This is a genomic window from Streptomyces sp. NPDC006997 (assembly GCF_040635175.1).
Taxonomy (GTDB): domain Bacteria; phylum Actinomycetota; class Actinomycetes; order Streptomycetales; family Streptomycetaceae; genus Streptomyces.
In genome coordinates, this window is the sequence record NZ_JBEYHH010000004.1 from 96515 (window position 1) to 110878 (window position 14364).

General features: G+C 72.0%; 14 protein-coding genes. 6 read left to right on the top strand and 8 right to left on the bottom strand.

The window, feature by feature from the left end:
• Positions 1 to 11 precede the first annotated feature (11 nt).
• Both ABZ659_RS05115 and thpD read left to right on the top strand, forming a co-directional pair.
• A complete protein-coding gene (locus ABZ659_RS05115) occupies positions 12 to 410 on the top strand; it encodes an ectoine synthase (protein ID WP_360213592.1) in 399 nt (132 codons plus the stop codon).
• A 6-nt stretch (positions 411 to 416) separates the two neighbouring features.
• Positions 417 to 1325, top strand: a complete 909-nt coding sequence (gene thpD / locus ABZ659_RS05120; protein ID WP_360213594.1) for an ectoine hydroxylase — start codon at positions 417 to 419, stop codon at positions 1323 to 1325.
• A gap of 6 nt (positions 1326 to 1331) precedes the next feature.
• Here thpD and ABZ659_RS05125 read toward each other — a convergent pair whose 3' ends face one another.
• From ABZ659_RS05125 to ABZ659_RS05135, 3 genes are all read right to left on the bottom strand, one after another.
• Positions 1332 to 2381 carry an aminotransferase class V-fold PLP-dependent enzyme gene (locus ABZ659_RS05125; RefSeq protein WP_360213596.1) on the bottom strand — a complete coding sequence of 350 codons (1050 nt, stop codon included), beginning with the start codon at positions 2379 to 2381 and terminating at the stop codon, positions 1332 to 1334.
• Between the two features lie 98 nt (positions 2382 to 2479).
• Entirely contained in the window at positions 2480 to 3199 is a 720-nt protein-coding gene (locus ABZ659_RS05130) for a DsbA family oxidoreductase (protein WP_360213598.1), read from the bottom strand.
• Between the two features lie 155 nt (positions 3200 to 3354).
• Positions 3355 to 4884, bottom strand: a complete 1530-nt coding sequence (locus ABZ659_RS05135; protein WP_360213600.1) for an aldehyde dehydrogenase (NADP(+)) — start codon at positions 4882 to 4884, stop codon at positions 3355 to 3357.
• A gap of 130 nt (positions 4885 to 5014) precedes the next feature.
• On the opposite strand from ABZ659_RS05135, the gene ABZ659_RS05140 reads away from it, so the two are divergent.
• On the top strand, positions 5015 to 5788 hold the full coding sequence (locus tag ABZ659_RS05140; RefSeq protein WP_360213602.1) for an IclR family transcriptional regulator: 774 nt from the start codon (positions 5015 to 5017) through the stop codon (positions 5786 to 5788).
• Positions 5789 to 5793: 5 nt separating this feature from the next.
• Positions 5794 to 6264 (top strand): GNAT family N-acetyltransferase, encoded by a 471-nt coding sequence (locus tag ABZ659_RS05145; protein ID WP_360213604.1) that lies wholly within the window; start codon positions 5794 to 5796, stop codon positions 6262 to 6264.
• 156 nt (positions 6265 to 6420) lie between these two features.
• On the opposite strand, the gene ABZ659_RS05150 is transcribed toward ABZ659_RS05145, so the two are convergent.
• Positions 6421 to 7878 carry an NCS2 family permease gene (locus tag ABZ659_RS05150; protein ID WP_360213606.1) on the bottom strand — a complete coding sequence of 486 codons (1458 nt, stop codon included), beginning with the start codon at positions 7876 to 7878 and terminating at the stop codon, positions 6421 to 6423.
• Between the two features lie 233 nt (positions 7879 to 8111).
• Here ABZ659_RS05150 and ABZ659_RS05155 point away from each other — a divergent pair, with 233 nt between their 5' ends.
• Together ABZ659_RS05155 and ABZ659_RS05160 are read left to right on the top strand one after the other, a co-directional pair.
• Entirely contained in the window at positions 8112 to 8678 is a 567-nt protein-coding gene (locus ABZ659_RS05155) for a SigE family RNA polymerase sigma factor (protein WP_360213608.1), read from the top strand.
• Positions 8675 to 9526 carry a hypothetical protein gene (locus ABZ659_RS05160; protein WP_360213610.1) on the top strand — a complete coding sequence of 284 codons (852 nt, stop codon included), beginning with the start codon at positions 8675 to 8677 and terminating at the stop codon, positions 9524 to 9526. The genes ABZ659_RS05155 and ABZ659_RS05160 overlap by 4 nt, the downstream gene beginning before the upstream one ends.
• 75 nt (positions 9527 to 9601) lie before the next feature.
• On the opposite strand, the gene ABZ659_RS05165 is transcribed toward ABZ659_RS05160, so the two are convergent.
• From ABZ659_RS05165 to ABZ659_RS05180, 4 genes are all read right to left on the bottom strand, one after another.
• Positions 9602 to 10711 carry a pectinesterase family protein gene (locus ABZ659_RS05165; RefSeq protein WP_360213612.1) on the bottom strand — a complete coding sequence of 370 codons (1110 nt, stop codon included), beginning with the start codon at positions 10709 to 10711 and terminating at the stop codon, positions 9602 to 9604.
• A gap of 68 nt (positions 10712 to 10779) precedes the next feature.
• Entirely contained in the window at positions 10780 to 12084 is a 1305-nt protein-coding gene (locus ABZ659_RS05170; RefSeq protein WP_360213614.1) for a pectate lyase, read from the bottom strand.
• Positions 12085 to 12121: 37 nt separating this feature from the next.
• On the bottom strand, positions 12122 to 12910 hold the full coding sequence (locus tag ABZ659_RS05175; RefSeq protein WP_360213616.1) for a rhamnogalacturonan acetylesterase: 789 nt from the start codon (positions 12908 to 12910) through the stop codon (positions 12122 to 12124).
• Positions 12911 to 12993: 83 nt separating this feature from the next.
• A complete protein-coding gene (locus tag ABZ659_RS05180) occupies positions 12994 to 14352 on the bottom strand; it encodes a sugar ABC transporter substrate-binding protein (protein WP_360213618.1) in 1359 nt (452 codons plus the stop codon).
• Between the last annotated feature and the right edge of the window lie 12 nt (positions 14353 to 14364).

Below are 14364 nucleotides of genomic sequence, written 5' to 3' on the forward strand. Positions count from 1 at the left end.
ATCGCTACACCGTGATCGTCCGATCATTCCAGGACATCGAAGGCACCGACCGGCACGTCAAGTCCGCGTCCGGCACCTGGGAGAGCAAGCGCATCGTGCTCGCCAAGGAGAAGGTCGGCTTCTCCCTGCACGAGACCATCCTGTACGCGGGTACCGAGACGTCCATGTGGTACGCCAACCACGTCGAGGCCGTCGTGTGCACCAGGGGCGAGGCCGAACTGACCGACCGCGAGACCGGGAAGACGTACACCATCACTCCCGGGACCATGTACCTCCTGGACGGCCACGAGCGGCACACGCTCCGCGTCAAGGAGGACTTCCACTGCATCTGCGTCTTCAACCCGCCCGTCACCGGACGTGAGGACCACGACGAGAACGGCGTCTACCCGCTGCTCACCGAGGAGGTGTGAGTCCCAGTGACCACCACGACCACGAACACCGCCGCCGTCACCGACCTGTACCCGAGCCGGGGCACCACCGAGGTGAAGATCCCCCGCAAGGACCCGGTCGTCTGGGGCGCCCCGGGCACGCCGGGACCGATCGCCGCGACCGGCCTGGAGTCGTTCGACCGTGACGGCTTCCTCGCCATCGAGGACCTGATCACCGACGACGAGGTCAGGGTCTACCGCGACGAGCTGAACCGGCTGATCGCCGACCCGGCGATCCGCGCGGACGAGCGGTCGATCATCGAGCCGAAGTCGCAGGAGATCCGGTCGGTCTTCGAGGTGCACAAGATCAGCGAGGTGTTCGCCTCGCTGGTGCGCGACGAGCGCGTGGTCGGCCGCGCCCGGCAGATCCTCGGCTCCGACGTGTACGTCCACCAGTCCCGGATCAACGTCAAGCCCGGGTTCGGGGCCAGCGGCTTCTACTGGCACTCCGACTTCGAGACCTGGCACGCCGAGGACGGCCTGCCGAACATGCGCACGGTGTCCGTCTCGATCGCGCTGACCGAGAACTTCGACACCAACGGCGGCCTGATGATCATGCCGGGGTCGCACCGGACCTTCCTCGCGTGCGAGGGCGCCACCCCGAAGGACAACTACAAGAAGTCCCTCCAGATGCAGGACGCGGGCACGCCGTCCCACGAGGCGCTGACCGAGATGGCGGGCGAGTACGGCATCAAGCTGTTCACCGGCCGGGCCGGGTCCGCGGTCTGGTTCGACTGCAACTGTATGCACGGCTCCGGGGACAACATCACGCCGTTCCCGCGCAGCAACGTCTTCATCGTGTTCAACAGTGTGGAGAACCAGGCCGTGGAGCCCTTCGCCGCCCCCGTGCGGCGGCCGGAGTTCATCGGCGCCCGGGACTTCACGCCCGTGCGCTGAACCGGCTCAGCCGGAGAGCGCGTCGAGCAGCCGGTCCACGTCGGCGGGCGTGTTGTAGAGGTGGAAGGCCGCGCGGAGGTTGCCCGCCCGGTTCGACACCTCGATGCCCGCGCCGCTGAGCGCGGACTGCCGGTGGCCGAGCCCCGGCACCGAGACGATCGGTGACCCGGGCGCGGCCACCGGCGCGTGCCCGAGCGCGTCGAGCCCCGCCCGGAACCGCTCGGCCAGCGCGAGGTCGTGCGCGCGTACGGTGTCCACGCCGACCTCCTCCAGCAGGGCGAGGGAGTGCCGGGCCCCGGCGTAGGAGAACAGCGCGGGGCTCTCGTCGAACCGGCGGGCGGAGCGGGCGAGTTCGGCGACCGGGCCGTAGCAGCTGTCCCACGGCTCCTGGCCCGCCACCCACCCGGCGAACAGCGGCGACAGTCCGCCGAGGTCGCCGGGGACGGTCATGAAGGTCACCCCGCGCGGGCAGAACAGCCACTTGAAGGCGACGGCGGCGGTGTAGTCGTAGGCGTCCGCGTCGAAGTCCAGCCAGCCCACGGCCTGGGAGGCGTCGACGTAGGTGCGGGCGCCGTGCGCGTGGGCCGCCGCGCGGACCGCGGGCAGGTCGGCGATCCGGCCGTCCGCGGACTGCGCGGCGCTCACCGCGACCAGCGCGGTGCCGGGCCGCACCGACTCGGCGACCCGCTCCAGCGGCACGGTGCGCACCTTGAGGTCGGCGCGGACGTGGAAGGGGTTCACGACCGAGCTGAAGTCGCCCTCGGCGGTGAGGACCTCGGCGCCCTCCGGCAGGGAGGCGGCGATCAGCCCGGAGTACACCGCGACCGACGCCCCGGCCGCCACCCGGTCCTCCGGTACCCCGGTCAGCCGGGCGAAGGACGCCCGGGACGCCTCGACGTCGCCGAACATGTCCGTGGGCTGCCCCACGGACGCCGCCTCCACGGCCGTGCGCATCGCGGCGACCGTGCGCGCGGGCAGCAGCCCGGTGCTGGCGGTGTTGAGGTAGGTGTTCTTCGGGCTGAACTCGGCGCGGACGAGGCTCTCGAAGGTCTCCATGGCTCCACTGTGCGGCCCGCGCCAGCCCCAAGTCCATCGCGAATATGTACGGGGTTCCGCTAAGGAACCCTTATACGTCCGCTCCGACCTGCGGCGTCTCAGCCCTGCCGCGGCACCGCGCACCCGTCGGGTCCGCAGGCCTCCGCGTCGCCGTCCCGGTCGACCAGGGTCAGCGGCGACCGCTCGCCCCACGCCCGCGCCAGCGCCCGCTCGAAGACCTCGGCGGGCTGGGCGCCGGAGACGCCGTACGCGCGGTCGATGACGAAGAACGGCACCCCCGTCGCGCCGAGCGCCACCGCCTCGCGCTCCTCGGCGCGCACGTCGTCGGCGTACGCGGCCGGGTCGGCGAGCACCTCGCGGGCGCCGTCGGCGTCGAGCCCGGCGTCGACGGCCAGCTCCACCAGCCGCTCGTCGTCGCCGAAGACCGACCGCTCCTCGGCGAAGTTGGCCCGGTACAGCGCCCGCAGCAGCTCGTCCTCGCGGCCCTTCGCCCGGGCGTGGTGCAGGAGCCGGTGCATGTCGAACGTGCCGCCGTCGTCCCGCCCGCGCGTGCGGTACGGCAGCCCCTCGGCGGCGGCCTGGGCGCCGACGTTGTCCTCGGCGGCCTGGGCCCGCGCCTCGCTCATGCCGTACTTCTGGGCGAGCATCCCGATCACGGGCTGGACGTCACCCTTGGCCCGCCCGGGGTCCAGCTCGAACGACCGGTGCACGACCTCGACCCGCTCCCGGTGCGGAAAAGCCGCCAGCGCCTTCTCGAACCGCGCCTTCCCCACGTAACACCAGGGACAGGCGATATCGCTCCAGATCTCCACACGCACGACGGGGCCTCACTTCAGGTTCAGGGGAATACGTGAACTTTAAAACACCGTCCGGTATTCCCACCCGCGGGGCGCGGGGCTGTGTCGACATGCGGCTCCGCCGCGGGGCGCGAGCAGCACAGACCACCCGCACCCGGCGACGCGGCCGCGCCCGACTACCGTTCCAGCCGCCCGTTGAACCGACGAGGCAGCCCCAGCGGGTTGTCGTCCCGCAGCTCCGGCGGCAGCAGCGCCTCCGGCGCGTTCTGGTACGCCACCGGCCGCAGCCACCGCTCGATCGCCGTCCCGCCCACCGACGTGGACGTCGACGTCGTCGCCGGGTACGGCCCCCCGTGGTGCTGCGCGGGCGCCACCGCGACCCCGGTCGGCCAGGAGTCGACCAGCACCCGACCGGCCAGCGGCGTCAGCTCGGCCAGCAGTTCGGGGCCCCGCCCCTGACCCGCGGCCTCCTCCGACGACAGGTGCACCGTCGCGGTGAGGTTCCCCGGCAGCCGCGACAGCACCGCCTTGGCCTCGCCCTCGTCGGCGTAGCGGGCGACGACGGTCACCGGACCGAAGCACTCCTCCAGCAGGAGGTCGTACTCGCCCTCCTCCGCCAGCTTCTCCGCCGGGACGGTGAGGAAGCCGGGGCTGACCGTGTGCTCGCTGCCCGCGCCGGGGGTGACCGGCGACTCCACGCCGGGGAGGCGGGTGCGCTCGGTGATCCCGGCGAGGAAGTTGTCGCGCATCCGGTGGTCGAGCAGGACGCCCGCCGCGGTGCCGCTGACGGCCTCGGTGAGGGACTTCAGCAGCTGGTCGCCCGCCGGGCCCCGCGGCGCGAGGACGAGCCCGGGCTTGACACAGAACTGGCCGACGCCCAGCGTCATCGAGCCCGCGAGGCCGCCGCCGATCTGCTCGGGCCGCTCGGCCGCCGCGGCCTCGGTGATCAGCACCGGGTTGAGGGAGCCCAGCTCGCCGTGGAAGGGGATCGGCACCGGACGGGCGGCGGCGGCGTCGAAGAGGGCGCGCCCGCCGCGTACCGAGCCGGTGAACCCGGCCGCGGCGACCAGCGGGTGCCTGATCAGCTCGACGCCCGCCTCGAAGCCGTGCACCAGGCCGACCACGCCCCCGGGCACGCCGTGCTCGGCGGCGGCCCGGCGCAGCACCTTGGCGACCAGCTCGGACAGGGCCGGGTGGTCGGGGTGGGCCTTGACGACGACCGGGCAGCCCGCGGCGAGCGCGCTCGCCGTGTCGCCGCCCGCGACGGAGAACGCGAAGGGGAAGTTGGAGGCGGAGTAGACGGCCACGACGCCGAGCGGCACCTTGTAGCGGCGCAGGTCCGGGATGGGCGGGGTGGCGGTGTCGTCGGGGTGGTTGACGACGACGTCGAGGAAGGCGCCCTCGTCGACGATGTCGGCGAAGGCCCGCAGCTGGAAGCAGGTGCGGGCGAGTTCGCCGGTGAGCCGGACCGGGCCGAGCGCGGTCTCGGCGTCGGCGGTCTCCACGAGGGCGTCCCTGGCCCCCTCCAGCGCGTCCGCCGCGGTCCGCAGGAAGGCGGCGCGCACGGTGCGGTCGGTCAGGGCGCCGCGGGCGTCGTGCGCGGCCCGGACGGCGGCGTCCACCTCCTGGGCCGTGGCCTCCACCGCGACCTGTTCACGCTGCTTCCCGGTTCGGGGGTCGACACTCCAGACTGGTGCTGCTGCCACCGCGGGTCCCTCCACGTATACCTGGGTCATCCACCAGGACTGTTCGATATACTGAACGCTGTCTCTGATGGTGAATGTGCTGTCGGAGACTATATCTTCAGGTCCTCGTCGAACGAAGGGGTCAAGGGCGATGGCGGCTGGCGAGACGGGGGGCGGCGCGCAGGTCAAGTCCGCGGTACGGACGGTCGAGCTGCTGGAGTACTTCGCCGGACGCCCCGGTATGCACTCCCTCGCGGCGGTCCAGGAGGCCGTCGGCTACCCCAAGTCCAGCCTCTACATGCTGCTGCGCACGCTGGTGGAGCTGGGCTGGGTGGAGACGGACGCGACGGGCACCCGGTACGGCATCGGCGTGCGGGCGCTGCTGGTCGGCACCTCCTACATCGACGGCGACGAGGTGGTGGCGGTCGCCCGGCCCACCCTGGACCGGCTCTCCGACGACACCACCGAGACCATCCACCTCGCCCGGCTCGACGGCACCAACGTCGTCTACCTCGCCACCCGCCAGTCGCAGCACTACCTGCGCCCCTTCACCCGTGTCGGCCGCCGCCTCCCGGCCCACTCGACCTCCCTCGGCAAGGCGCTGCTGAGCACCTACACCGACGAGCAGGTCCGCAAGATGCTCCCGGAGACGCTGCCCGCGCTGACCGAGCACACCATCACCGACCGGGAGAAGCTCATCGAGGAGCTGCGCCAGGTCCGGGAGCAGGGCTTCGCCGTGGACCGCGAGGAGAACACCCTCGGCCTGCGCTGCTTCGGCGTGGCGATCCCCTACCGCACCCCGGCGCGGGACGCGATCAGCTGCTCGATCCCGGTGGCCCGGCTCACGCCCGCCCACGAGCAGATGGTGAAGGACGCCCTCTTCGACGCCCGCGACCGCCTGACCCTCGCCACCCGGAGGCTGTGAACCCCATGCACATCGCACTGCGCGCCGTCCACGACAGTGACCTGCCGGTGTTCTTCCGGCAGATGAACGACCCGGAGGCGCTCAGGATGGCCGCCTTCACCGCGAAGGACCCGGCCGACCGGGACGCCTTCGACGCCCACTGGGCGAGGATCCGCGCCTCGGACGACGTGGTGCGGACCGTGCTCGTCGACGGTGACGTGGTGGGCAGCGCGGCGGTGTACGGGACGCCGGGCGAGCGGGAGGTCACGTACTGGATCGACCGGGCCTACTGGGGGCGCGGCATCGCGACGGCCGCGCTGCGCCGGCTCCTCGCCGAGGTCCCCGAGCGTCCGCTGTACGCCCGCGCGGCGGCGGACAACGCCGGGTCGCTGCGGGTGCTCGAGCGCTGCGGCTTCCGGGTGACCGCGCACGCCACCGGGTTCGCGCAGGCGCGCGGCGAGGAGATCGACGAGGTCGTGCTGCACCTGGAGGACTGAGACCGGCCGGTCCCGCCGCTCGGTGAACATCCGGTGAGAAGGCTGCACGGACGGGATCGGTCCCGTGCGGGTTGACCGTCGGGGGAGGCCAGCGGCAACGGACCGGCCGCCCCCGGGGCCGAGGCCGGGACGGAGGCGGCCCTCGACCGCTACGGCCTACCTGACTCCGAGGACCTGCTCCACCGGGTCGATCGCGAAGTACACCAGGAACAGCGCGGCGGCGCCCCACAGCAGCCAGTGGACGTCCTTCGCCCTGCCGAGGACGGTCTTGATGAGGGCGTAGGCGATGAACCCGGCGCCGATGCCGTTGGTGATGGAGTAGGTGAACGGCATCACGGCGATGGTGAGGAAGGCCGGGATGGCGATCTCGTAGCGGTCCCAGTCGATGTGCTTGACCTGGGTCATCATCAGGAAGCCGACGGCGACCAGGGCGGGCGCGGCGGCCTGGAGCGGGACGATGGTCAGCAGCGGGGTGAACAGCAGGGCGAGGGCGAAGAGACCACCCGTGACCAGGTTGGAGAAGCCGGTGCGGGAGCCCTCGCCGACCCCGGCGGCGGACTCGATGTAGGAGGTGGCCGACGAGGCGGAGGCCGCGCCGCCCGCGACCGCCGCGGCGCCGTCGATGAGCAGCACCCGGCTCAGGCCCGGCACCCTGCCCTCCTCGTCGAGCAGCCCGGCCTCGGCGCTGATGCCGACCACGGTGCCCATGGTGTCGAAGAAGTCGGACAGGATCAGGGTGAAGACGAGCAGGACGACGGTGATGACGCCGACGCCGGGTTCGTCGAACGCGCCGAACAGGCTGAACTCGCCGAGCAGTCCGAAGTCGGGGCTGTCGACGACCTTGTCCGGCCACTCGGGCGTGGTCAGTCCCCAGCTCCTGATGTCGGCGGCGGAGTTGACGAGGATCGCGACGACCGTCATGGTGACGATGCTGATGAGGATGGCGCCCTTGACCTTGCGGGCGAGCAGCCCGACGGTCAGCAGCACGCCGAGGCAGAAGACCAGGACGGGCCAGCCGCTGAGGGTGCCGGTGCCGCCGAGCTGGACCGGCACGGTGGTGTTCGCGGCGTCCGGGATACGGCTGACGAACCCGGCGTCGACGAAGCCGATGAGGGCGATGAACAGTCCGATGCCGACGCTGATCGCCTGCTTCAGGGACTGCGGGATGGCGTGCATGACGGCCTCGCGCAGCCCGGTCACCACCAGCACGCAGATCAGCAGTCCTTCGAGGACGATCAGGCCCATCGCGTCGGCCCAGCTCATCAGCGGGGCGATCTGGAAGGCGACGACGGCGTTGAGGCCGAGTCCGGCGGCGAGCGCGACCGGCAGGTTGCCGCCGACGCCCATGACGACGGTCATCACGGCGGCCACCAGGGCGGTGGCGGTGGTGAGTTGGACGGCGTCGAGGTGCTGGCCGTACTTGTCCTCGGCGCTGCCCAGGATGATGGGATTCAGGACAAGTATGTAGGCCATCGTGAAGAACGTGGCGAAGCCGCCGCGTATCTCCCGTCCGAGGGTGGATCGCCGCTCGGATATCTTGAAGAAACGGTCGACGCCGTTCGCCGCTGGCGGCGGGGGACTTGGGCGGTCGGCCGCCTGCTGCGTGTCTGCCATGGCGGATGCTCCCTGGGTGCCGGGGTGATCAGTGTGCGGATGCTGGCTGGATTGTTCCCCCGCTGAACCCGTCTCAGGTTTTCCCCGTGTTACGGAATCAGGGTCGGCCGTTCGGTCCGCCATACGTTGTTCGATCTCTCGCACGTCGTGCGCAGTGATCACTGATACAGTCCGGTTCCTCGTCCCGGCGTACGGCTGTTCGACGCCGGACTATCGCTGCGAGGAGAGAGCCCGTGGGGACAGTCGTCGACGACGCCGCCTCCGTGGAGTTCCACGCCTTCTTCGAGCGCCACTACGCCGAACTGGCCCGGCTGGCCTGCCTGTTGACCGGTGAACCGGACGCCGCCGACGACCTGGCGGCGGACGCGCTGCTGGCGCTCTGGCATCGCTGGGACCGGGTCCGCGCGGCCGACCACCCGGTGGCGTACGCGCGCGGGGTGGTCGCCAACCTCGCCCGTACCCGGATCCGCGGCGCGGTGCGCGAGCGGCGGCGGATCGCGCTGTTCTGGTCGCAGCGCGAGGAGAAGACCGAGAACCCGGACGTCGCGGGCGTGGTCGACGTCCAGGCGGCGCTGCGTCGGCTGCCGTTCCGCAAGCGGGCGTGCGTGGTGCTGCGGCACGCCTTCGACCTGTCGGAGAAGGACACCGCGCTGACCCTCGGGGTGTCGGTGGGTACGGTGAAGAGCCAGACCTCCAAGGGGATGGCCGAACTCCAGCGGCTGCTCGGGGCCGAGGGCGCCCCGCGACGGCTCCAGGCGGCGATGGTGCCCGCGTCAGAGGGCGGAGGAAGGAACCGATGAGGCGGGACGTGCACGAGGAGCTGCGCGCCCGACTGCGCGAGGCGGCCGGGGCGCACCGGCCCGACCGCGCCCGCATGACGGCCCGGATCGAGCGCGGGATGGCCGAGGAGGACCGCACCGGCGGGCACCGGGCGGTGCCGCCGCCGGTGTGGGGCTGGCTGCGGGTCGCCGGGGCGACGGCCGCGGTCGCGGGTGTCCTCGCGGTCGGCGGGTACGCGGTGGCGTCCGCGGTGAAGGAGGACGCCCCGCCGCAGGGCACGGTCGCCGTGTCGGCGACGCCGACGCCGTCCCCCGGTGCCGCCAGCCGCCCGCCCGCCCCGCCGGTCGGCCCCGGCCCGTCGCCGAGCACCTCCCCCGCGTCCGGCGCGCCCAGCGCGTCCGCCTCCCGCACGCCGTCGGGCACGGCGCCCTCGACCACCGCGCCGCCCGCGACCGCGACGGACGTGGCGGACGGCCCGCTCTGGTCGGACGGTTCGGTGGACCCGCACAGCAACGAGTTCTGGGCGCAGAGCAACGTCACCGTGAGGACCACCGAGCGGCTGGCGTCCCTCACCGTGGAGCTGCGGATCGCCCAGACCGGCGGCGTCACCTCCACCGGCGCCTGGCGCTCCCTGCCCGAGGCCGACTTCGACCTGACCGTGGCGGAGCGGGACGGCTACCTCGTCTACACCTGGGTGCTCGGGGAGGGCCGTACGGTCCCGGTGGGCGAGTTCGTCTTCGCGGGGCAGTACGACCACGAACGCGGGGGCCGGGACGCCGGGGACGACGGCTACACCGCGACGGCGGACGCGGACGGCGAACCGTACGCGGTGACCGGGGACTTCGCGCCGCGGGGCGAGAACGGCTAGGGCGGCTGGAGAGGATTCTCCCGCGTCACGTCGTCCTGGACTCCCCGGCCGCGGACGGGGCACCGTCGTCGGTGCTCACGGCAGGTGGCAGGGCCGCCAGTCGCCGAGCCAGGCCCGCCGGGTCTGCCGGGCGGCCTCCTCGGCCGTGAGCTGCGGCCGGTTCTCGGGCACGGTGATGGCCGCGCCGGGGCCGGAGTTGGCGTACTCACGGAACCGCATCGACTGCCACGGGTAGGCGTCGCGCATGTTCGCGTACGGCGCCACCGCGTCGATGCCGAGTCCCAGCCAGGTGTCGCGGACGGTGAGCATCGGCAGCGCGGTCGGGTCGGAGCTGGGCACCCAGGGGCGGGCCAGCTTGTAGAAGGCGTCCGGGGCCGTGCTGCTGATCCGGCCGCGGGTGACCAGGTAGCCGAGCGGGTTGGCGCCCGCCGTGGAGGGCGCGAAGACGAAGCCGTGGGGGGCGCCGGACAGGTCGGTCCTGTTCAGGGTGCGGAAGTGGCAGTGCTCGTAGACGGCGGTGGCCCGGCCGAAGACGAAGTCGACGTCGCCCTCGATGTGGCAGTGGGCGTAGTACTGGCGGGCGAAGGTGTCCAGGGACCGGGTGTCGGCGTACAGGGTGTCCTGGTGGCCGAGGAACCGGCAGTGGAGGAAGGCGCCGCGGTCGCCCTGCGCCTTGAGGGCGACGGCCTGGGTGCCGGAGACGTCCGGGTGGTCGGCGCGCAGCCAGTCGTTGGCGAAGGTGACCCAGTGGGCGGTGAAGCCGTCGGCCCGCACGGTGGTGGTGGCGGAGCCGCTGGTGCCGTGGGTGCCGGAGCCGTCGGGCTTCGGGGTGCCCGCGGCGTTGTCGTGGACGACGACGGTGGACCGGGGGTCCTCGGCGGCACCGATCCAGGTCATGTCGGTGCGGTCGGAACCGACGTCGACGGTCTCGCGGTAGGTGCCGGGGGCGAGGACGAGGGTCCAGCCGCTGCCGGTGGCGGCGGTCACGGCGGCCTGGACGGTGGTGAAGTCGCCGCGGCCGTGCGGGTCGACGTAGAGGTGGCGGTCGCTCGGCCGGGCGGTGGGTGAGCCGTGGCGGCCGAACGGGCGCCGGGCGCCGGTGGCGTGGGCGGGGACGGTGGCGAGGCCCAGGGCCGCGCCCGCCCCGGCGCCCGCCAGGAGGAGGTCTCTGCGGGTGAGGGACATACGGGTGGTGGTCCTTCGGGAGACGGGGCCGGGGCGGCGGGAGCGCCGCCCCGGCAGGCCGGTCGGGGTCAGCGCAGCTTGCCCGCGCCCGCGCCCAGGCCGACGATCCACGGGATCGCCTTCGGGGAGTGCACCTTGGTGCGCAGGGTCGGGGTCCAGCCCGCGCCGGACTGGAGGGTCTCGGCGGGGATCTCCGCGTTGTGCACGGCGATCAGGTCGACCTCGCGGCCGTTGACGTAGTTGTTCTCGGCGGTGAGCGGCGCCTCGCTCCACTTCTTCAGCACCTTGCCGACGCTGACGCCCCTGGCCAGCGACAGCGCGTTGTCCGTGGCGTAGAGGCGCGACTCCTTGCCGATGCCGTAGACGTAGCCGTAGGGCTGGTCCCTCGTGACCACGAAGTGGTTGTTGTACGAGTCGACCTGGCCGAACCTGACGCGGGGCGCCCGCTCCACGATGCCCTCGAAGCGGTTGTGGTGGAGGGTGACCTTCAGCTTGCCCGCGTCGGTGGCGCCCGCGCTGTCGCTGTTGCCGATCAGCATGGTCTTGTCGTGGTCCCGGAAGGAGTTCCAGGACACGGTGACGTGGTCGGCGCCGCGCACGATGTCGAGGAGCCCGTCGTGCTGCTGGTAGACCTTGCCGTAGTAGGTCGGCAGCGTGGAGTCCGGGTAGCGGCCGTCGGTGAGGGTGTTGTGGTCGACCCACACATGGGTGGAGCCGTAGACGACGACGCCGTCGTACTCGGAGTTCCAGGCGCCGGTGTTGTTGTCGTCGGTGGGGTCCCACTGCGGGAAGCAGTCGATCGGGGCCTCGATGGTCAGGTTGCGGACGATGACGTTGTCCACGCCCTTGATCTGGAGGCTGCCGCCGAGGATCGCGGCGTCGCGGCCGACGCCGACGATGGTGGTGTTGGCCGGGACGGCGACCTTGACGGCCTGGTCCTGGTGGGCGGCGGACGCGGCCCGCAGGTCCTCCTGGGTGCCGCTGACGGGGGTGTCGTAGCCCCAGACGGCGGGGTCGTAGTCGGCGAGGTACTGGTCGAAGTCGTACCCCTCCGCCTCGAACGCCTCACAGCCCTGCGCGACGGCGTCGATGGTCCCCTTCACCTTGACGATCTTCGGCGCGGACCCGCCGTCGGCCAGCGCGGCCCGGAACTCCTCCCAGGTGGTCACGGTGTAGACGTGCGCGGCGTCGGCCGCCGCCCCGCCGGTCGTCCCGGCGCCCTCGGCGGCCCAGCCGTCGTGGGCGCCCAGCACCTGGCGGCCGAGGTCCCGGCCGTGGGCGTGGGCGGCGGTGCCGGTCAGGGACACCACGAGGGCGGTGCAGCCCACCAGCGCGGCAGCTCTGGCATGTCCATGCCACTTCTTTGGTTCCATGGTGCGGCTCTCCTTACTACTCGGGTTCGGGGGGGTGTTACGCGGCGGCCTCCGGCCAGGTGATCCACTCCTCGGGGACCTCCTCCGCCAGCCGCCGTACGTCGCGCGGCGCGAGCACCCGCGTCCGCAGCAGCTCCCGCGCGACCAGCCGGGCCACGGCGATCGCGCCGGGCGGGTTGACGTGCGTGTTGTCCTGCTCGGTGGCGGTCCAGTTGAAGTACGTCTTCGTCGCCTCGACGCCCAGCTCCTGCCAGAGCGCCAGCGACAGCGCCTGTACGTCCAGCAGCGCCACGCCCTCCGCCGCGGCCAGCGCCCGCATCGCCGCGGGGTACTCGCCGTGGCTCGGCACCGCGTTGCCGGCCGCGTCGAACCGCCGCCGCTCCACGGGCGTCGCCAGCACCGGCCGCGCCCCGCGCGCCCGCGCCCCGTCGACGTAGAGCCGCAGGTGCTCCTGGTACGTCGTCCAGGGCTCGGTGTACCGGGTGGGGTCGGCCTTCTTCTCGTCGTTGTGCGCGAACTGGACGAGCAGGAGATCGCCGGGCGCGATCGCGCCGAGGACCACGTCCAGCCGCCCCTCGTCGAAGAAGCTCTTCGAACTGCGCCCGTTCACGGCGTGGTTGGCGACCCGGACACCGTGCTTCAGGAAGAACGGCAGCGCCATGCCCCACCCGGTCTCGGGCGCGGCGTCGGCGTACTTCTGCGCGGCCGTGGAGTCCCCGGCGACGAAGAGGGTGCGGGGCCGTTTCCCGCTCGCGTACGCGGTACCGGCAGTGAGCGGAAGGGCGGCAAGAGCGGCCCCGGCGACCTGCCTACGGCTGAGAGACACGTCGGTACCTTTCGATGGGGGGCCAGTGGACGCTTTGGGGGGCGGCCCGCAGCCGAAGAACCACAGGCCGCCCCCGACACGCGTCAGCCGTGCTGCTCGTTCCACTCCGCCTGCGCCTCGTTCAGCTGGTCCGCGAGCGTGTTGAGGAAGTCCTCCGCGCTCATCTTCCCCAGCAGCACCTTCTGGAAGTTCGGCTCGTTGTCGGCCTTGGAGATCGTGTTCCAGTCAGGCAGGTAGTACGGGAGCTGCACGATCGTCGTCGAGCCGTCCGTCAGCGCCTCGGCCGCCAGCTTCGTCGGCTCCGCCTCCGAGACCCACGGGTCCTTCGCCGCCTCGAGGTTGGCGGGCACCTGCCCGGCCGACTGGTTGAACGTGGAGTTCGACGCGTGCCCCGCGGCGAACTCGATGAACTTCCAGGCCGCGTCCTTGTTCTTGCTGCTCTTGAACATGCCCAGACCGTCCACCGGGTTGGACACCTGGACCCGCTTGCCGCCGGGCCCGATCGGCTGCGGGATGCCGCGGAACTTGTCGGCGCCGAACGCCTTCACGTGGTCCTGGTAGGAGCCCAGGTTGTGGTTGAGCATCCCGATGGTGCCGGAGTCCCACTGGGCGACCATCTTCGTGAAGTCGTTGTTGAGGTCGGCGGCCGGGGTGACCTTCTTGAAGAGGGCGGCGTACTTCTCCAGCGCCGCGACGTTCTTCGGGTCGTTGACGGTGGACTTCTCACCGCTGGTGTCCCAGAACGACGTGATGCCGGACTGCCCGTACATCGCGTCCAGCGCCTGCGCGATGGAACCGGCGCCGCCGCGGATGGTGTAGCCGAACTCGTTCTCGTCCGCGTCGGTCAGCTTCTCCGCGGCCTCGTAGAAGGCGTCCCAGGTGGTCGGCTCGTCGAGACCGGCCTTCTCGAAGAGGTCGGTGCGGTAGTACAGCACACCGTTGTTGGCGGAGGTCGGCACGGAGTACAGGCGCTCCGAGTCACCGGCGGCCTTCAGCGACGTGATCATGTCGTCGTTGAGCTGGCCGTTGAGGGAGGAGCCGGTGAGCCGGTTCTCCAGCGGCTCCAGCGCCTCCTGCGCGGCGAACCCGGCGAGCATCGCCGCGCCGACACCGCCGACGTCGGGCAGGCCGCCGCCCTGGATGGCGGTGTCGACCTTGGACTGGTACTCGGTGGAGGCGATGCCGACGTACTCGACGTCGACGTCCGGGTTGGCCTTCTCGAAGTCGGCGATGATCTCCTTCCAGACGTCGGTCCGGACACCGCCGTTGTTGTCCCAGAAGACGATCTTCCCGGTGCCGCTGCCGTCGTCGCCCTTGTCGCCGCCCCCGCCGCTGCCGTCGTCGCCGCAGGCGGTGGCGGTCAGCGCGAGGACGGCGCTCAGGGCGACGGCTGCCGACAGCCGCTGCCTGCCGGTGGTGCTTCTGCGCTTGCTGGTGTTCATAAGGTCGGCTCT